Genomic DNA, 18548 nt, shown 5'->3' with positions numbered 1-18548 from the left:
GGATAAATGGAAACTATAAGCTATACAAGCGGCTTGATTTGGTTTGCCGCATGGCCGGTTTTGATATATGTATCATATAAATTTGCGAAGATGAACCTGGAACATTTCGAAGAAAATATAAATAAGTGAATTATTGACTAACCTCGGGCAGTTTTAGTGATTGCCCGAGATATAGTTAAGATATCCTAAGTCTTATTCTACTTTGCTACAATATCCTCTAACGGCATTTGTATTTGTTGTGATAAGCGGCTTAAGTGAACTTTTGCCGGTACCCAAATATGCTGCGGAATACACGGTATCTATTGATTGGTTAGTAAAATACAAATGAACTGTTATCTGAGGTCTAGGATGTCCACACTCAGTAACAAAAGTTTTTTCAATAGTTATTGTCTGATGAATTCCTCTGTCTGTTAATGGTATAAATTTCTTAAATTTTCTTTCGTCATTGCATCCAACCATCTCAAGTGATAATTGCACATGACGCAAATGAACACCTGCTCCTCTAGGATCAATAATATAGCCTGAATTTGGCAGGGCATCTATATCCAGAGGGATTTTTACCGTGATTTTATCGGCATTAATGCTTACGGATGCCCAAAATATCCCGATAAATAAAAGTAGTATTTTTTTCATGATTTTCTCCTATCTTAATTTAAATTTTATTTGAGGTGTTGTTGTCGTATATGCTGATGGACGATGCAGTTTGAACATTATGCTTGGTGTAGTTGTTTTGTAAAGTGTCGACTGTTTCAATTTAAATAGTATCGTTGGTGTTGTAGTAATATATCGGGATGGTTGTTTCAGTTTAAACTTTATGGGCGGTGTCAATGTCGCATAAACATCGGGGCGTTTCAATATGAATTTTATCACCGGTGTAGTGGTTTCAAATACAGTTTCGCCGGATGTTGATACTTTTTTGTGTTTTAGTACTATAGGTTTTGTTGTGATAATCTTGGGTGCAAAGTTTTTAAATTTCAATACAATTGGCTTGGCCGTCACTGTTTTAGGATGAAGTTTTTTGAATTTTAGTACTATGGATTTTGTTTTGATAGATTGGGCTCCAAATTTTTTAAATTTCAGTACAATCGGTTTGGTTTTTACAGATTTGGCTTCAAACTTCTTGAACTTCAAAACAATTGGTTTTGTCACTATACTTTTGGATTTATATTTTTTAAATTTCAGTACAATCGGCTTGGTTATGATAGATATATGTTTTTGTTTTTTAAACTTTAAAACTATGGGTTTTGTCTTTATGCTTTTGGCTTGCAAATTTAATTGTTTATAAGAAGTGGATATTTTGGGGTTTGGTTTTTTAAATTCTATAGGCTGCAATTTTGCGCCTTCTATAATTATGGGAGTATTATCCGATTTTTTTAACGTGATTATTCTCAAAGAGAATTGATAAGTTTTTTCAAGTTCGGGAACAAAGCCCCATTCCCACTCGTCGTGCCCGCTCGCTCTACTCCAGCTTTGTCCTCCATCTGTTGAAATTTCAACATACAAAGAGTTCACAGGAATATTTTTATCATCACTCTCAAGTATACCCTCGACTACAACTTTTCCATCTTTTAAATCTTCCTGATAAAATTCTATATCTTTTGGAAGCTCCTCAAACTCTCTACTGTTTACAGTGATATCATCGACAAAGCCTTTGTCGTCTGCACTTTGAAAATCGGTCGAGTTTTTGTATAAAGCTCTTTCATCCGTATCTTTGTTCAGTATGTTTTGAAGTGTCATCAGCAACTGACTTTTTAGCGGTTCTTTAAAATTTTCTTTTATATATGCTATAAGCTCTTTTGTGCTCATACTTCCATACCATCCGGATTTTTTCACAAGATTTTCTTTCTCTTCTTTGGAATATTTTTTTACTGTCGGTTTGGCATTGTCTTTAGCTTTACCGTATGTTCCTGCTTTTACTTCTATGTCTCCGTTTGGTGTAAATAAAACTATAGTTCCGTTCGTGCACATGATCAGATCGGTTTTTTCTGATATTTTTGCTGTGAAGACAGTACCCCTTATCCCGATAGTGGCATTTTTTGTTTGAAATTTAAAATGTTTGGGAGCTATCTTTCCTATCTGCCCCGTTACTGTTTTAAAAAAACCTTTTAGAACTTTAAATTTTATATCGGAATCTTTCTTTCCGTTAAATACATAAGTATCGATTTTGAAAGTTGTATTCTCTCCCAAAGATACCGCGGTATTGTCTAAAAAAAAGATCTTTACTTTTGCATTTTTTCCTGTTTTTATGATATCGTGTTCTTGCAGTTTTAGCTTCTTTGCCACTTTTTTACTATTGTTGTTCCTTATTACATAAGAGTCGCCTACGCTGTCTACAACTGTAGCTACGTTTGCCAAAAGAACCGAAAAAGTTAGTAAAAAAACAAAAAGTAAACGCAAATTCAACCTTTATTTAGTATATTTTGTGTCAAATTCTTTTAAACGGATAAGCGTAATTATTAAAATTTTAATGGACCGCCTACATAAAAATCTTCAAAATCTTCAAAGAACGATAAGGGCATATTCCTAAGAGAAACGTCATCACCGTCTGTTTTGTACACAACTGTGCAGTTGTATGCATTGATTTGTGCCAATTTATCGGTAGGGATACCATTGAACTTTACGATAACGGTATATTTTCCGCTATGAAGAGGTATTTTTTGATTATAATCCCAGCTATCACCATGTCCGGTATTTCGACGTAATGAACAAAAAAGATACTGTTCACCGGTGGTAAGTCCGCCTACAGTTTTCAATCCTTTTGGTACTTCATCCAAATCGACAGGTATTCTTAGTGTTAACTGCGGAGGCTGCGCTTTGTTGAAAGTCGTGGTTGCGCCTTTTGGTCCCGGAAGAGCCGGTTTTGTTTTATCTTTGGATGAAGGGGCTGTTGGTTGTACTTTTGAACCTGAAGCCTGAAAACCCGATCCAAACAATAAAATATTTATGAACATAATTCCCAATATAAGTTTTTTCACATTCGCTCCTTTTATGATTCCTGATTCGGAAAAAATATTGTATCACATTATCATTGTAAAAGCGTTGCATTTTAGTTTATGTTTGATTTAAAAAGATAATTTGATATTAATTTATAAAATAATATTCAAATGGTTAACTAGAATAAAAATTGCATGTAAAGTTTTAAATACCAGCTTCTTTGATGGCTTCTGTTTGGTAGTGGGTTATGAGAGGGTCTATGATCTCGTCAAAAAGACCACCTTGCATGATGGCATCAAGTCTGTAGAGTGTGAGGTTGATCCTGTGGTCGGTAATTCTATTTTGAGGATAGTTGTAAGTTCTTATCCTTCCGCTTCTATCGCCTGTTCCTACTTGAGTTTTTCTGATATCTGCGTTTTCTTTGGCTTTTTCTTGCATTTCAAGCTCATAAAGTCTTGCTTTTAAGACTTTCATGGCTTTGTCTTTGTTTTTGTGTTGGGATTTTTGATCCTGGTTGGTTACTACTATGCCTGTTGGTATGTGAGTGATTCTAACTGCACTATCAGTGGTATTGACACACTGTCCGCCACATCCACTAGCTCTCATGACATCTATCTTCAAGTCATTTGGGTTGATATCTATCTCTACATCATCAACTTCAGGCATAATTGCTACCGTGATGGCTGAAGTGTGTACTCTTCCTTGCGATTCTGTTTGAGGTACTCTTTGAACCCTGTGAGTGCCGCCTTCATATTTGAGCCTGCTATAAGCTCCTTTTCCTTTTATAAGGACTATGATCTCTTTAAAACCGCCGGCACTTCCTTCGCTGCTTGAAATGATCTCGCTTTTCCAATCTTTAAGATCAACATATCTAAGATATGCTTTAAAAAGATCTTCTACGAACAAAGCAGCTTCATCGCCACCTGTTCCGGCTCTTAGTTCTAGGTAAACATTTCTATCATCGTTTGGATCTTTTGGAAGCAGAAGTAGTCTTATCTCATCTTCAAGTTCTGTTTTTCTAGGCTCAAGCTCTTTGAGTTCCTCTTTTGCCAGCTCGCCAAGTTCACTATCTTCAAGGAGTTCTTTGTTTTCTTCGATACCTTCACAAACAGTTATGTATTCTTCGGTTTTATTTTTAATGGGTTCAAGTTCTGACTGCTCTTTTGATAGAGCAGTCATCTTTTCTATATCGTTTGCAATGTCAGGAGAGCTAAGTAGTTTGGTTATTTCATTGTATCTATCTAAAAAAGGAGATAGTTTCTCTCTTAACATTGCAGTTTAGGTAATTATGCGGCAGTTGTCAGGTTGTTAACAAGATTATGAAGTCTGCTTACTTTTCTAGCAGCTGTATTTTTCTTTAAAACGCCCTTGCTTACATACTTGTGCAGGTTTTTATTGGCTTTTTTGAAAGCTTCTGCGGCAGCTTCCGCATTGCCCTCAGCTACTGCAGCTTCAACAGCTTTTGTTATATTTTTTATCCTGGTTCTGTAAAATCTGTTTCTCTCAGTTCTTTTTTTGGTTTGTCTGATTCTTTTCTCAGCAGACTTGTGATTTGCCATAAAAGTTTCCTTTGTTAAAAAATTTAGGCACAGATTATACTAAAAATCAAATTAAATATAACTGAAAAATATTATGATAATCAGCAAGAAGGTTTATCGGTAATTTCAAGTGCTATTTTTTTGAACTTGTCTTTTAGTTTTATAAAGGCTTCCACTATAACCGGATCGAAGTGCTTGCCGCTTCCTGATATGATGATCTGCTCTGATTCTTCAAAGCCTAAAGCATCCTTGTAGCACCTTCTGCTTATAAGTGCATCATAAATATCCACCAGCGCCATCATTCTGGCTTCAAGTGGAATTTGATCCTTGCTGATACCAGTTGGATATCCGCTTCCGTCCCATTTCTCATGATGATAGTACGCTATGTTTCTCGCAACTTTTAAAAACTTGTTGTTTTGGTTCTCTTTGATGGCATTTTCTATGATATCATTTCCGATAGTCGGATGCTGCTGCATGATGATATACTCTTCTTTTGTGAGTTTTCCTTCTTTTTTCAAGATGTAGTCAGGAATCCCTACTTTGCCGATGTCATGTAAAGGTGTAGCTCTGTAGAGTAACTCGATAAACTCTTTTGTTAAAATATCGGGAAATATTCTCTTTTCGAAAAGATACTCACCTATGATCTTCATATAGATTTTTGTTCTTTTTATGTGTTCGCCTGTTTCGGTATCTCTTGTCTCAACTACCAAAGCCATACTTTCGATAGTCGAATACTGGGCATTGTACAACTCTTTTCGAAATTCTCTTTTATTGTTGTAGTATAAAACTATGAAAAATAAATTTATAAGGATGAAAAAGGTTACAAGGGTGCCGAAAAAATATCCTGATGAGATATATACTCCAAGTTTTAACATATACCATGTTGCAAAGATATATATAAGAATGGATATGAAAAAGAGCAGGAGCAGTTTTATATATTTTTTTCTGTAGAGTAAAAAAGTAAAAATGATTGACAACAGCACTGACAGGCTCAACGCGATATATTTTTGGTAAGATGGTTGACAGATGCTTAAATCCTGCAAAATATTGTCAATGATGGCAGCATGTATGAAAACTCCGGGGTATATTTCGCCGGTAGTAACCATTATATTATCGTGAAGACCTACAGCTGTTGTCCCTATGATGATATTTTTCCCCATTATCTGTTTCGGGCTTACATTGTTTTGTAGTATATCTACAGCTGAAACAGTTTTATAATTTTTTTTATTTTTGAAATTAAGGAGTATATTTGATGCTTCATCTGTTTTAAAACTATGACCCAATATGGAAAACATTCCGTCTTTATGCGTAATGGTTGAATTTGCCAGTAAAGATGCCAAAGCCAAAGATGGGATGGCATACCCTTTGTAATCTACGAATGTGGGGACTCTTCTCAGTCTTCCGTCCTCATCTGTTTTGATATTCATAAAACCGACCATATAGGCATTTTTTTGCAAAATCGGGATATTGCACAATATTGAGTTCGCTTTTGGCGGGTAGAAAGATTTGAAAGCGATACTTCTATTTTTTTCAGGAAGAAAACACTTTTTATCAAATTTTGAAGAGCTGCTTGCGTATATGGGCAAAATCGTTTTTGTTTTTGATATTTGATAGCCAAATATCTTGTCATTGTCCATCAGTATCTTGTCCAGGCCTTTTATGGATATATTTTTTGAGAGGAATTTTTTATAAAACTCCTTGATCATTTTGGGTGATGTCTTGTCTTCTTCAGGAAATATGATATCGAAACTTATGCTGGCAGGATAGTGTCTTGATATGGATTTGATGAGTTGTGCCAGTATCAGTCTTGACCATGGCCATTGACCGAGTGTTTTCAGGCTTTTTTCATCTATATCTACGATAGTCACATAAGATTTGCCGTAATTTTTATCTTTTTGGATGAAGTTTGATGCTATATCATATATCTTGTAGTCAAAATATTTCAAAGAATTACTGAAGTAAAGGCCCGTATATACCAAAAACAGTATAACGAGCCCTAATGCAAAATATTTTTTCTTCACTTTTATTTTATAAGAAGCTCCACTCTTCTGTTTAGAGGCTCGGATACATTATCGCCTGTATCAACAAGTGGATCTGCTTCACCGTAGGATTGTACTTTTATATTGTTTGTTTTTACACCTTGAGAAACAATCCATTTTTTAATCATCTGTGCTCTTTTCATGGCAAGTTTGACATTGTATTTTTGTGACCCTTTTGTATCTGTATGTCCTATGATATTTACGTCACAAGGAGATCTCTCTTTTATGTATTGTAGAATTTGAGGTAGTTTGTTTAGAGATGCCTCGGTTAGTTTGTTTGAATTGTTCTTGAAGTATAAAAGTACATGAATCGGCTTTGGAGGCAAGGCTGTCAAAACACCTTTGAACTTTTTTTCGATAATCGTCTCATTCATCATTTTTTTCTGGCTTGGAGGTTCTTTTTTGGATACAAGGGTGACATACTCTCCGGGTTTGTCTATGACAGTGCTTCCTGCATCCGTTTTGACGACTATGGCATTATGGGTTTTGTTGTTGTCTAAAAGAACTATCGTTGAAGCAGGTGAATGGTGGGTGATCGATGCTAAGAACATACCTATCCAGGTTAATATAACTACAGCTTCCATATGCAGATCCTAGTTAACCTGTACCAAAAATTTGGTACCTCTTATGCCGATAGTGCCTTCGGGAATTCTAAATTTTACGGATTTGGGTGAAAGTTTCCCTATTTTACCCGACTGAAAAGCGGCAACACCTTTTTTCATATCAAGGTCTATATCAAAATCATTGGTTGCAGGTTTAAAGATATATTTGTTTATATCCAAGATGCTGTTTTCTCCAAGAGAAAGCAATGTCCCATCATCAAATATGATCCCTACTTTACCATCTTTTTTTGTGACCAGGATATCACCTTCAAAAAGCTTCACTCCCGGTTTTAGAACGATCATATTTGTATCTCTTTTTACAAAAGCTTCACCGCTGGTTTTTTTAACTATCGCAATATTGGCTGCAAAAATTGATACGCTCAACAATATAAATGATACTATAAGCTTTGACATCAGACTCCTTTGGTTTGATTGGTTTGAGTTTGCTAAATAAATCGGCTCTAAAATGTTTTTATTTATATGGCTTCTTCATTTTCTTCGTTGGTTCTGATTCTTATGACTCTTTCAACCGGACTTACAAATATCTTTCCATCACCGATCTTGCCGGTTCTGGCTGATCTGATGATGGCGTCGACGGCTTTGTCAACATCATCCTCTTTTACTATAATCTCTATCTTGATCTTCGGTAAAAAATCAACTACATACTCCGCACCTCTGTATAGTTCACTATGACCTTGTTGTCTTCCGTAACCTTTTACTTCACTGACAGTCATACCACTTACTTCTACTTCGCCCAAAGCATCTTTGACATCTTCAAGTTTAAAAGGCTTTATGATTGCTTCGATTTTTTTCATACTGTTTCTCCTGAAAATAATAATTTGTGATATTTTACAATTTTTTATATTTATTTTTAATAAATGCAAAAAATTATGTATAGATTATTTTTATAACTGATGTTAGACACCATATATAGTTTTAGATGTTTTTTGCAACATTTCATTACAAGGCAGAAAGTTGAAAAGCTACTTCCTGTAACTTGAAACTTTCTAACGCCGTAAGGGAGTGTTGCAAAAGCACCCAAAGGGCAAGACAATAAGGCATTATCTGCTGCGTTAGAATTTCTCACCTTAACTACGGTTAGGCTTTCGAAAATCTGCCTTGCATATAACGCCTTCTTGTCTTGTCTAAAATTATATATGGTGCGTAACATCAGTTATTAATATTAAAAGATTATATTTTAATATATATTTAAAAAATATTACAGCTTTGTTAAAGTTTTTTGAGTGTAGAATTATACGATAAAAACACTAGTGGTTGCGCTAGTAAAAAGTAGGAATTATGCTTACTATAAATGTTGACAACAAAGATATTGAAGTCAATGAAGGAGCGTTGCTGATAGATGTAATGCTCAAAAACGGTATATCCGTACCTCATTTTTGCTACCACGAAGCTTTGGGCCCTGATGGAAACTGCAGAATGTGCATGGTTGAAATCGAAGGACAAAAAAGACCCCAGATAGCCTGCGATACCATAGTCAAAGACGGTATGACAGTAAGAACCAAGGGTGAAAAGATAGAAAAAGTCAAGCGAGGTATTTTAGAACTCGAGCTTATCAATCACCCCATAGACTGCCCTATTTGTGATCAAGCCGGCGAGTGTAAACTTCAAGAATACTATATGGAAGTTGGTTTATATGAAAGCAGGCTTGATACCCCGAAAGTAAAAGCAAAAAAACATGTCCATCTCGGTAGTGAAGTGATGCTCGATCAAGAGAGATGCGTACTTTGCAAAAGATGTGTAAGATTTACCCAGATTTATACAAAAACAGATGATTTGATAGTGGAAAAAAGAAGTGATAAGTCTGTCATCACCACATTTCCGGGAGAGAAGTTTGAAAATCCCTATGCCGGAAATGTAGTGGATATTTGCCCTGTAGGTGCACTCACAGATAGAGACTTTAGATTTAAAAAAAGAGTATGGTTTTTATCTCATGGTAACGGTATATGTATGGAGTGTTCACGTGGATGCAACCTGAGAGTCGGCCATGACAAAGCAAAATACCAAGATGATATAGTTTATAGATTTAAACCCAGAAGAAATGATAAGGTAAATGGATTTTTTATATGTGATTATGGCAGATACTCTTATAAAAAAGAGAATGATGATAGACTTTTTGTCCCACTTTATAACTCTAAAGAGATAGAATTACAAGAGAGTATCGATAAATTTTCCAATGCTATTGAAAAAAATTCATTGGTTATCGTCTCGCCTTCACTCTCCCTTGAGGAGCTTGCATATATAAAAGTTTGGGCTAAAAAAAGAGAGCTTAAACTTGCAACTTCTATAAAAGAGTATATTGATGAAAGTTTTGAAGATGATATTTTAAAAACAAAAGAGAAAGCATCCAATATAAACAGTATAAAATTACTTGATATAAGTATAGATGATAACTTGGAAAAAACCGTAAAAGAGTATGACAATATCATAATAATTTCACATAAAATCGCTAAGCAAGATATATATGAGAATAAAAAAGTTATATATCTGACTACCCATAAAGCAGAAACTGAAAAATTTGCATTGAATATACCGATAGCTTCAACTTATGAAAAAGTGGGCTCTTATATAAATTGTGATTGGATTTTGCAAAAGAGTGATAAGATAGTACATAAAGAGCTTCAGCCCCCTACTATCATAGAGATACTTAGCATAGTGGAAGATAAATATATGGATGAAAACAGAGTTTGGAAAGAGTACCTAAATAAGAGTGAAATTTTTAAAAACATTAACTTAGCACTTTTAAAAAGTGACGGGCATCAGCTGGTGATAGAGTGATGGGCGCACTTGGAGTTAGCATAGTTATCATAAATATACTCATAGCCGTTGTTTTGTCTCTTGGTGGTGTGCCGGTGTTGGTTTGGCTTGAAAGAAGGGTCGCCGGTTTTATACAGGATAGATCAGGACCCAACAGGTGCAACATAGGAGGCTTTAGACTCGGTGGGCTTATACAATCTTTTGCCGATATGCTCAAGCTTGTTTTTAAAGAGGATATTATCCCCGCTCACATAAAAAAGAAATTTTTATTTTCTTTGGCACCTACCATCGTTCTTTTTTGTGCTATTTTGACTTTCAGTGTCATTCCGTTTGCAGATAACCTGGTGATAAACGGCAAAACATATATGCTTCAAGCTCTCCCGACCGATATGGGTATAGTGTGGTTTTTGGCTTTCGCAGGACTTAGTGTATATGGCATCATACTTGCAGGTTGGAGCAGTGACAACAAATACAGTCTTTTAGGAGGCTTGAGAGCAAGTGCCAGCACTATAAGCTATGAGCCTATCATGGCACTTTCGGTAGTTACCATGATAGTGATATATGGAACTATATCATTAAATGAAATGGCGATAAAACAGAGCCATCTTCTTTTTGGTTTTATACCGGAGTGGGGCATCTTGCTTCAACCGATTGCGGCGATAACTTTCATAGTTGCGGCTTTTGCCGAGGCCAACAGGACGCCGTTTGACTTGGCCGAAGGAGAGAGTGAGATAGTAGGAGGGTTTCATACAGAGTATGGAGCGATGAAGTTCGGACTCTTTTTTGTGGGAGAGTATGTTGCCATGAGCGCTTCAAGCGGTGTTATAGTGAGTATGTTTTTTGGGGGATATAATATACCATGGCTATCTACACAAGCTCTCAAAGAGCATATAAGTATAGTTTCATATGTGATTATTTTGCTTTTGCCGATACTAAGCTATGTATTTATAAAATGGATGTACAAAAACAACAGATGGAAAAAAGCCGATGATAAAAGAAACAAAGAGAGTGCGGTGCTTGCAAAAGTTATCATAGGGCTAAATGTGATACTGATAGCACTGCTTTTGTACCTAAATCTTGCGGCTAAAACTCCAAATGTAGTTGCGGTTTTAACTGCGCTTTTACAGTTTGCGACATTTGTAATAAAACTTTTTGCTATGAATTTGGTTTATATCTGGGTTAGGTGGACGCTTCCAAGATTTAGATATGATCAACTTCAAACTTTGTGTTGGAAGTATCTGCTTCCTATATCCATAGCCAATCTTTTTATAACATCTTTGGTAGTTGTGGGGCTGGGGCTATGAGTATAAAAATCAAAAAAATACCAAGAAACGGCGATACTCTAAAAGAAAAACTTTATCTACCTGCTATATTGGGAGGTATGAAAGTTACTTTTTCACATTTCGTAAAAAATTTAAAAGATACGGATAACTTAAGGGTTGTGTGGTATCCTGAAGAACAACCAAAAGATATAACAAGTAGATACAGAGGTGTACACAGGCTAACCCACAGAGATGACGGGAGTGTAAGATGCGTAGCTTGCTTTATGTGCGCTACGGCATGTCCGGCTGAGTGTATATTTATAGAAGCAAAAGAAAGAGTTGACGGCATAGATGAAAAAGAGCCCAAAAAGTTCGATATAGATCTGCTTGAGTGCGTGTTTTGCGGGGAATGCGTGGAGGCATGCCCGTGTGATGCCATTAGGATGGATACCGGCATTTTTTCGTTTATAGGTAAAAAGAGAGAGGATTTTGTCCTTACAAAAGAGAAACTTTTGGCAAATAAAGAGTTCAAGGAAAAGAAATAATGGAAGCTATATTTGTAATCTTGTCATTTTTTGCCATAGCAAGCGCCTTAAGCATGGTATATGCAAAAGAGCCGATGACGAGTGCTCTTAGTTTTATAGTAACTCTTCTTGCACTTGCCGGACTTTTTGCACTGTTTAGTGCTTCATTTTTGTTTTTGGTTCAGATCATAGTTTATGCGGGTGCTATCATAACTTTGATGCTTTTGATCATAATGTTTTTAAATATCAAAGAAGAAAATCTGCCAAAAGAGCCTAACAAACTAAGAAATATGCTCATATCGGCATTTTTTATCATACCTATAGATGTAGCAATACTAAAAGCTGTTATGACGTTGCCAAAAAGGGATATGTCCACTTTGGCTGATGGTTTTGGCGGTGTGAAAGCCCTGGGAATGATTTTATATAAAGATTGGCTGCTTCCGTTTGAGCTTATATCCATACTTTTGATAGTATCTTTAATCGGTGCTATCGTATTTGCAAAAAGGAAGATATGATGAGTCTTTTTGGAGCCATATTTGTTAGTATGATACTATTTTCCATAGGAGTAGTAGGTGTTATCTCAAGGAGAAATATCTTTGTTATCTATATGTCTTTGGAGCTTATGCTAAATGCCATCAATCTTATGTTTATATCCTCCTCAAGATATTTTCACTCACAGGATGCTCAGGTGATATCCATGATGATCATAGCCATAAGTGCCGCAGAAGCGGCTTTATTCTTATCGCTGGTTGTGCTTTTATATAAAAGAAAAGGCTCTCTTGATGCCGATATATTCAATAAACTATCCCAACACAGGGACAAATCATGAATATATATCTTTTGTGGATTGTTTTATCGCCGCTACTTGGTTCTTTCGTGCTGGGTATAATGTATCTTTACAGCATAAAGATAAAAAAGATAAAAGATACTTTTTTTGCAGCGATCGCACTTATCACACCTTTGGTTAGTTTTATATATACCTGGATGATTTTTTTAAAGTTGGACAATGGTTCAAGCGATATGAGGTATGTTGCTTTCAAGTGGCTCAAAGTTGCACACTTTGATATAAGTATCGCATTTTTGGCTGACCATTTGTCTATCTTCATGGCGCTGTTTGTCACCTTCATAGGATGGCTCATACATATATATGCGGCAGGATATATGAAAGGTGACGAGGGATACGGAAAATTTTTCTCATACTTCAACCTTTTTCTGGGAATGATGCTCCTGTTGGTGCTTGGTGATAATCCGATAGTAATGTTTTTCGGATGGGAAGGTGTCGGACTTTGCTCATACCTGTTGATAAGCTTTTACTATAAAGACGCTCAAAATGTCATAGCCGGAAATAAAGCTTTTATAGTAAACAGGATAGGTGATTTCGGGTTTATTATCGGTCTTTCCACTCTTTTTGTATATATAGGAATGAACGGATTTGACTATGCGTCTTTAGAGCAGCATATCACATCTATCCCCAAGCCCGTTCTTTCTTTTATAGCATTTTTTCTTTTTGTGGGCGCCATGGGTAAATCAGCCCAAATCCCGCTTTATGTATGGCTTCCCGATGCAATGGCTGGACCTACTCCGGTTTCTGCTCTTATACATGCGGCTACCATGGTAACAGCCGGTGTTTATATGGTGTCAAGATTTCACTTTTTATATACTCTAACTCCAAGTATCGGAGAGCTCATAGCCATCATAGGTGCCGCATCATCTTTGTTTGCAGCACTTATAGCCATGAAACAAAGAGACATCAAAAAGATTTTGGCATATTCAACCATATCACAACTTGGATATATGTTCGTAGCTGTCGGCCTTGGCTTTTACAGTTCGGGACTGTTTCATGTATTTACCCATGCTTTTTTTAAAGCACTCTTGTTTATGGGTGCAGGTGCAGTGATACTTCAACTTCACCATGAACAAGATATATTTCATATGGGTAGGATGAAAGAGGCTTCCAAGATAACATATTATACATTTTTAGTGGCTACTTTGGCGATTTGCGGTATATTTCCGTTCGCCGGATTTTTCAGCAAAGATGAGATTTTATTTGGCGCATTCGCTTCAGAGCATTATATTATATGGTTTGTCGAGCTTTTTACTGCAGGCTTGACGGCTTATTATATGTTTAGACTGTTTTTTACGGTTTTTATTGCTCCAAAAAGTAACAAAAGAGCAAAGCCTCTACCGCTTTCTATGCTAGTTACATATCCTCTCATAGCTCTTGCCATAGGCTCTTTGTTGGCCGGGTTTATAGGGGTGCCAAAGATCCTCGGAGGTAGCAATATGGTAGCCCATTGGCTTTCAATGCTTGGAGACAAAGATATAGAAACTTCCCATGCGGTAGAATTTTATTTGATGGGCATAAACACTGTTGTCGTGCTTGCGGGAATCTACGTGGCTTATAAAAAGTTTGCGTTTATCGACTTAAGTAAAGAAGTAAGACTTTCTGGTATTGTTTATCACAAATTTTATATAGATGAGATATACGATGCTCTCTTTGTAAAAAATTTACAAAAGCTCAGCGACTTTATAGGTAAGTTTTTTGACAGAAGACTTATAGACGGAACCGTTATGATGTTTGCCAAATCATTTTACAATATGGGTGAACTTATCTCAGTATTGCAAAACGGCAATGTAAGGTTTTATGCATTCTCCATGCTTCTGGGAGCCAGTGCATTTTTTACTTATTTGATATATGTGATGGGATAAAAAGATGGATGTAGGAATACTGAGTTATATCATATTTACGCCAATGGCGATGGCTTTTATACTTATGATTTCAAAAGCTGATGCCAAAACGACAAGAAACTTTGCTTTTTTAACCGGTATAGTGATACTTTTGCTTTCGTTTAAAGTTTTCTTGGACTTTGAACCCGTTTCTTATATGCAATTTATAGAATATCATCCATGGATAGAGAGCTATGGTATTAGTTACTATGTCGGAATTGACGGATTTTCCCTTGTAATACTTATACTCATAGCTGTGCTTGTTCCCTCAGGATATCTTTTGCTATGGGAAGGGAGAACCAAAGGGTACTGGATAAGTATGCTGCTCATCGAGAGCGGTATGCTTGGAGCTTTGCTCTCTTTGGATTTGATACTTTTTTACTTTTTTTGGGAAACCATGGTCTTGCCTGTGTTTTTGATCATAGGAATGTTCGGACATGAGGAAAAGGTTTACTCTACTTTGAAATTTACCATTTATACCATAAGCGGCTCTTTATTTATGTTTTTGGCTATTTTGTATCTAGGTATAGCTTTTCACAATGAGTTTGATCTTTGGAGTTTTCAACTTATCGACTTAGCCAAGATAACGATACTATCCCCTACGGAAAAATTCTGGCTTTTTTGGGCATTTATGATAGCATTTATGGTCAAAATACCATTGTTCCCTTTTCACGGCTGGCTTTTGGAGACTTATAAAAATGCTCCTACAGGAGGAGTTTTCCTGCTTTCTTCATTTATGGCAAAGCTTGGTGTTTACGGTGTCATTCGTTTTGTTATGCCGCTTTTTCCGGATCTTTTTAAAGAGTATTCGTCATTTTTTGTATGGCTTGGGCTTTTTGGACTTATATACTTCGGTATAGCAGCTCTCATGCAGGATAATATCAAAAAGATGTTTGCATATTCCTCTGCGTCTCACCTCGGTTTTATCGTTGTAGGTATATTTACTCTAAACGAGTACGGTATGCTAGGAGCTTTGTTTTTGGTCATAGCCCATGCAATGGCAACAGGAGGTCTTTTTTTGCTTGTTGGCAAAATTCACTTTTATCTTAGAACTTTCAACATCTCAAAAATGGGAGGAATTGCCAAAATAGCTCCTCTTTTTACCGTTTTCTTTGCGATATTTCTTTTTAGTATAGTGGGACTTCCCGGAACAAACGGGTTCGTTGCGGAGTTTATGATCATATTGGGCTCATTTAAAAGATCTCTTTCGGTGGGTATAGTTTCGGCTACCACGGTCATAGTGGCTGCTTCATTTATGTTTTGGATGTTTCAAAGAGCTGTACTTCAAGATACCTCGAACGATACTTCAAAGATGAAAGATTTGACATATTATGAAGTTTTGGGACTTCTTCCTATCGCAGCGGTCATCATCGTCATGGGTGTATATCCGGATCTTTTCACATTGAAAATCGAACCGACCATTTATTATTATTTGCATGATATTTTAAAGATAGGGATGTAAGATGGATAGTTTGTCACACCTTCTTTATTTTTTACCTGTAATCGCCTTGAGTACCGGCGGGATCGTTTTGATGATAATGAGTGGTTTTAAACATATAAAGATACAGACATTTGCACTGACTACGATGGGATTTTTGGCTGTCGCAGTTATTACGGGCTTGTTGAATCTTGGTAAACTATACTCTCAAAAACCGTTTCCTTCGGTTTTTCACGGAATGTATATAGCGGATTCCCTCTCTTCATATTTTACTTTGATGCTTGTAAGCGGTGGTATCTTTACCATGCTTGTAAGCAAGCACTATTTTGAAAGAAGGGATTACTTTAGAGGAGAGTTTTTTGCACTGCTACTTTTTAGTATATTTGGTATGAGTATGCTGGTACACTCCAATGAGCTTATAACAGCTTTCATATCATTGGAAATAGCATCCTTGAGTATATATGTTATGACGGGATTCAATAGAGCCAACAACAGAAGAATCGAAGCTGCTTTCAAGTACATGACCCTGGGCGCATTCGCAGGCTCTTTTTATCTCCTGGGCTCTCTTTTGGTGTACTTGAAAACAAAAACTACGATATTGGGCAGTATCGGTATCTACCTGTCCTCTCATCAGACTTCGGATCTCTCGTTGGCACAACTTGGCGGAGCGGCGATTATAATGCTTATATTTTTTAAAATTTCGGCTTTTCCTTTTCAATCTTGGACGCTCGATGTGTATGAAGGAGCACCACTGCCTGTTACCGGGTTTATGGCAGCAACTTTCAAGATAGCTATATTTGGGTTTTTACTAAGGCTTATGGTGGTTGATTTTGATACTATTTCATATACGTGGCATCAACTTTTTTATTGGTTGACCATACTTACCATAGCGTATGGAAGTTTTTTGGCGACCATACAAAGAAGTATAAAGCGGATGCTAGCTAGCTCAAGTATAGTTCACACCGGATATATGCTTATAGCGATCTCTTCCATTCAGGAAGTCGGTGTAAAGGCGACAACATCTATCATATTTTATCTTGTGGCTTACTTTTTGTCAGCCATTGGATCGTTTGGTCTTTTGTCATATATTACTTCTGATGAGAGGCTTAGGATCACTTATGATGATTTTAAAGGTTTTGCCAAAGACCATCCTTATATGGCGGCAATGATGACAGTTTTTATGTTTTCACTTGCAGGTATACCCGGCACTATGGGTTTTATAGGCAAATTCTATATATTTACTTCGGCTATAGAGGCCCACAACTACGTACTTTCTATCATAGGTATTTTGGCAACTTTCATATCTATATACTACTACTTCAAACTTATAGCTGTGATGTATTTTTATGAAAGACCTCAAATGAAAAATGCTCCCAAATTACAAGGGTTGAGTCCAAAGATAATTGGTTTGGTAGCTCTTTTGATACTATGGGGCGGATTGGGAAACTCCCATGTGCTCTTTATCCCCGGAGTTGACTTCTTGATAAATCTGGCTCAGATATCATACGACTCACTGCTTTTGCCGTTTAAATAATACTTGTTATAGTATTGGGTATTTCTATGACAAGGAGCTACCCTGTGAGTAATATTAAAAAGAGTAGTCTTGTATTTTTTTAGTCCTTGTACCTATTTATGATTTGTATAATATTGCTTATTTCACTGTCATTTAAATGTTCTCCAATCGGGATAGATATCAAATACTTATCCTCCTTGCAGGCTTTAAAATTATAATTTTGTTCTTTGTAAGCTTTTAGCTTTGGCAGAGCTATTGCATAGTGAATACCGCTTTGAATACCGTATTTGTTTAAATAGTTTCTAAAATTATCCCTGTTTTCTACTTGTATTACAAAAAGATGCCAGGCTGACAAGACATTATCCGCAACTTTTGGCAGCCTTATTTTTGGATTTTTTATCTCATTTAAATATCTATTTGCGACATAGTTTCTTTTTTCTATCCAATTATCTAAATATTTAAGTTTTACATTTAAAATTGCAGATTGAATTCCGTCAAGTCTTGAGTTTCTTCCTTCGAATTCATGAAAATATTTATTGCTTCTTCCATGATTTGAATACATTCTAATTCTATTTGCTAATTCATCCCTGTTTGTAACAATTGCGCCACCATCCCCAAAAGCACCTAAATTTTTACCTGGATAAAAACTAAAAGTTGCGATATCACTAAAGCTTCCTGTTTTAACTCCATTGATTTTAGCACCATGAGCTTGAGCTGAGTCTTCAATCACTTTTAGATTATATTTTTTTGCAATCTTGTTTATTTTTTTCATATTGGCAGGATGTCCATATAAATGTACGGCAATTATTGCCGAGGTATTTTGATTTATATTTTGCTCAATGCTTTTTGTATTTATTTGATAATATTTGTTTGAATCAACAAATCTGACTTTTAATCCGCTTCTGCTTACTGCTTCGCTTGTAGCTACAAAAGTATTGGCTGGAACAATAACTTCGCTACCTTTTGGTAAATCCAAAGCCCATAAAGCAATTTCAAGTGCATCTGTTCCATTTCCCGTACCGATTACATTTTTTATTTTTAAATATTTTGCAAAATTATTTTCAAATTCTTTAACATACTTGCCGCCTACAAAAGCACTGTCATTTATTACACTAAAAATGGCTTTGTCAATCTCATCCTTAATTGTTTCATATTGTTTTTTTAAATCTAAAAACTTAATCATGTTTTACCCTTGT

Annotated in this window: 19 protein-coding genes; 9 read left to right on the top strand and 10 right to left on the bottom strand. The window is 36.0% G+C overall.

Annotation, left to right across the window (positions count from 1 at the left end; translation table 11 throughout):
- The first annotated feature begins 6 nt into the window (after positions 1 to 6).
- Entirely contained in the window at positions 7 to 129 is a 123-nt protein-coding gene (locus tag ACZ47B_RS08415) for a hypothetical protein (RefSeq protein WP_464894102.1), read from the top strand.
- Positions 130 to 192: 63 nt separating this feature from the next.
- On the opposite strand, the gene ACZ47B_RS08410 is transcribed toward ACZ47B_RS08415, so the two are convergent.
- From ACZ47B_RS08410 to ACZ47B_RS08370, 9 genes are all read right to left on the bottom strand, one after another.
- Positions 193 to 633 carry a hypothetical protein gene (locus ACZ47B_RS08410; protein ID WP_464894101.1) on the bottom strand — a complete coding sequence of 147 codons (441 nt, stop codon included), beginning with the start codon at positions 631 to 633 and terminating at the stop codon, positions 193 to 195.
- 9 nt (positions 634 to 642) lie between these two features.
- The gene (locus ACZ47B_RS08405; protein WP_464894100.1) at positions 643 to 2397 is read right to left on the bottom strand and encodes a FecR family protein; all 1755 of its coding nucleotides are present in this window, start codon (positions 2395 to 2397) and stop codon (positions 643 to 645) included.
- Positions 2398 to 2456: 59 nt separating this feature from the next.
- A complete protein-coding gene (locus ACZ47B_RS08400; RefSeq protein WP_464894099.1) occupies positions 2457 to 2975 on the bottom strand; it encodes a hypothetical protein in 519 nt (172 codons plus the stop codon).
- Positions 2976 to 3138: 163 nt separating this feature from the next.
- Positions 3139 to 4206, bottom strand: coding sequence for a peptide chain release factor 1 (prfA, locus tag ACZ47B_RS08395; RefSeq protein WP_464894098.1), 1068 nt, complete (start codon positions 4204 to 4206; stop codon positions 3139 to 3141).
- Between the two features lie 14 nt (positions 4207 to 4220).
- A complete protein-coding gene (gene rpsT, locus ACZ47B_RS08390) occupies positions 4221 to 4493 on the bottom strand; it encodes a 30S ribosomal protein S20 (RefSeq protein WP_464894097.1) in 273 nt (90 codons plus the stop codon).
- A gap of 80 nt (positions 4494 to 4573) precedes the next feature.
- Complete coding sequence (locus ACZ47B_RS08385) at positions 4574 to 6418, bottom strand: CHASE2 domain-containing protein (protein ID WP_464894096.1); 1845 nt, start codon at positions 6416 to 6418, stop codon at positions 4574 to 4576.
- A gap of 77 nt (positions 6419 to 6495) precedes the next feature.
- Complete coding sequence (locus tag ACZ47B_RS08380; RefSeq protein WP_464894095.1) at positions 6496 to 7095, bottom strand: OmpA family protein; 600 nt, start codon at positions 7093 to 7095, stop codon at positions 6496 to 6498.
- Between the two features lie 9 nt (positions 7096 to 7104).
- Entirely contained in the window at positions 7105 to 7527 is a 423-nt protein-coding gene (locus tag ACZ47B_RS08375; protein WP_464894094.1) for a FecR family protein, read from the bottom strand.
- Between the two features lie 62 nt (positions 7528 to 7589).
- Positions 7590 to 7928: a P-II family nitrogen regulator gene (locus tag ACZ47B_RS08370; protein WP_464894093.1), complete on the bottom strand. Its 339-nt coding sequence runs from the start codon at positions 7926 to 7928 to the stop codon at positions 7590 to 7592.
- 484 nt (positions 7929 to 8412) lie between these two features.
- On the opposite strand from ACZ47B_RS08370, the gene ACZ47B_RS08365 reads away from it, so the two are divergent.
- The 8 genes from ACZ47B_RS08365 to ACZ47B_RS08330 are packed head-to-tail and all read left to right on the top strand — an operon-like array spanning position 8413 to position 17373.
- Complete coding sequence (locus tag ACZ47B_RS08365; protein WP_464894092.1) at positions 8413 to 9909, top strand: NADH-quinone oxidoreductase subunit G; 1497 nt, start codon at positions 8413 to 8415, stop codon at positions 9907 to 9909.
- Positions 9909 to 11192: a complex I subunit 1/NuoH family protein gene (locus ACZ47B_RS08360; RefSeq protein WP_464895717.1), complete on the top strand. Its 1284-nt coding sequence runs from the start codon at positions 9909 to 9911 to the stop codon at positions 11190 to 11192. Before ACZ47B_RS08365 ends, ACZ47B_RS08360 begins: the two co-directional genes overlap by 1 nt.
- Positions 11189 to 11695 carry a NuoI/complex I 23 kDa subunit family protein gene (locus ACZ47B_RS08355; RefSeq protein WP_464894091.1) on the top strand — a complete coding sequence of 169 codons (507 nt, stop codon included), beginning with the start codon at positions 11189 to 11191 and terminating at the stop codon, positions 11693 to 11695. Before ACZ47B_RS08360 ends, ACZ47B_RS08355 begins: the two co-directional genes overlap by 4 nt.
- Positions 11695 to 12189 carry an NADH-quinone oxidoreductase subunit J family protein gene (locus ACZ47B_RS08350; RefSeq protein WP_464894090.1) on the top strand — a complete coding sequence of 165 codons (495 nt, stop codon included), beginning with the start codon at positions 11695 to 11697 and terminating at the stop codon, positions 12187 to 12189. Before ACZ47B_RS08355 ends, ACZ47B_RS08350 begins: the two co-directional genes overlap by 1 nt.
- Entirely contained in the window at positions 12186 to 12503 is a 318-nt protein-coding gene (gene nuoK, locus ACZ47B_RS08345) for an NADH-quinone oxidoreductase subunit NuoK (RefSeq protein ID WP_464894089.1), read from the top strand. Before ACZ47B_RS08350 ends, nuoK begins: the two co-directional genes overlap by 4 nt.
- A complete protein-coding gene (gene nuoL, locus ACZ47B_RS08340) occupies positions 12500 to 14383 on the top strand; it encodes an NADH-quinone oxidoreductase subunit L (protein WP_464894088.1) in 1884 nt (627 codons plus the stop codon). Before nuoK ends, nuoL begins: the two co-directional genes overlap by 4 nt.
- A gap of 4 nt (positions 14384 to 14387) precedes the next feature.
- A complete protein-coding gene (locus ACZ47B_RS08335; RefSeq protein WP_464894087.1) occupies positions 14388 to 15863 on the top strand; it encodes a complex I subunit 4 family protein in 1476 nt (491 codons plus the stop codon).
- A 1-nt stretch (position 15864) separates the two neighbouring features.
- Positions 15865 to 17373, top strand: coding sequence for an NADH-quinone oxidoreductase subunit N (locus ACZ47B_RS08330; protein ID WP_464894086.1), 1509 nt, complete (start codon positions 15865 to 15867; stop codon positions 17371 to 17373).
- Positions 17374 to 17452: 79 nt separating this feature from the next.
- On the opposite strand, the gene ACZ47B_RS08325 is transcribed toward ACZ47B_RS08330, so the two are convergent.
- On the bottom strand, positions 17453 to 18535 hold the full coding sequence (locus tag ACZ47B_RS08325; protein ID WP_464894085.1) for a DegT/DnrJ/EryC1/StrS family aminotransferase: 1083 nt from the start codon (positions 18533 to 18535) through the stop codon (positions 17453 to 17455).
- Positions 18536 to 18548 lie beyond the last annotated feature (13 nt).

Source organism: Thiofractor thiocamini (genome assembly GCF_055384375.1).
The sequence above is the reverse complement of the archived record's forward strand: the minus strand, read 5'-3'. Positions and strand labels throughout refer to the sequence as shown.

Coding starts and splice junctions, on each gene's coding strand:
- ACZ47B_RS08415 (WP_464894102.1), top strand. CDS start 7: ATGGAAACTATAAGCTATACAAGCGGCTTGATTTGGTTTGCCGCATGG.
- ACZ47B_RS08410 (WP_464894101.1), bottom strand. CDS start 633: ATGAAAAAAATACTACTTTTATTTATCGGGATATTTTGGGCATCCGTA.
- prfA (WP_464894098.1), bottom strand. CDS start 4,206: ATGTTAAGAGAGAAACTATCTCCTTTTTTAGATAGATACAATGAAATA.
- rpsT (WP_464894097.1), bottom strand. CDS start 4,493: ATGGCAAATCACAAGTCTGCTGAGAAAAGAATCAGACAAACCAAAAAA.
- ACZ47B_RS08380 (WP_464894095.1), bottom strand. CDS start 7,095: ATGGAAGCTGTAGTTATATTAACCTGGATAGGTATGTTCTTAGCATCG.
- ACZ47B_RS08375 (WP_464894094.1), bottom strand. CDS start 7,527: ATGTCAAAGCTTATAGTATCATTTATATTGTTGAGCGTATCAATTTTT.
- ACZ47B_RS08370 (WP_464894093.1), bottom strand. CDS start 7,928: ATGAAAAAAATCGAAGCAATCATAAAGCCTTTTAAACTTGAAGATGTC.
- ACZ47B_RS08365 (WP_464894092.1), top strand. CDS start 8,413: ATGCTTACTATAAATGTTGACAACAAAGATATTGAAGTCAATGAAGGA.
- ACZ47B_RS08360 (WP_464895717.1), top strand. CDS start 9,909: ATGGGCGCACTTGGAGTTAGCATAGTTATCATAAATATACTCATAGCC.
- ACZ47B_RS08355 (WP_464894091.1), top strand. CDS start 11,189: ATGAGTATAAAAATCAAAAAAATACCAAGAAACGGCGATACTCTAAAA.
- ACZ47B_RS08350 (WP_464894090.1), top strand. CDS start 11,695: ATGGAAGCTATATTTGTAATCTTGTCATTTTTTGCCATAGCAAGCGCC.
- nuoK (WP_464894089.1), top strand. CDS start 12,186: ATGATGAGTCTTTTTGGAGCCATATTTGTTAGTATGATACTATTTTCC.
- nuoL (WP_464894088.1), top strand. CDS start 12,500: ATGAATATATATCTTTTGTGGATTGTTTTATCGCCGCTACTTGGTTCT.
- ACZ47B_RS08335 (WP_464894087.1), top strand. CDS start 14,388: ATGGATGTAGGAATACTGAGTTATATCATATTTACGCCAATGGCGATG.
- ACZ47B_RS08330 (WP_464894086.1), top strand. CDS start 15,865: ATGGATAGTTTGTCACACCTTCTTTATTTTTTACCTGTAATCGCCTTG.
- ACZ47B_RS08325 (WP_464894085.1), bottom strand. CDS start 18,535: ATGATTAAGTTTTTAGATTTAAAAAAACAATATGAAACAATTAAGGAT.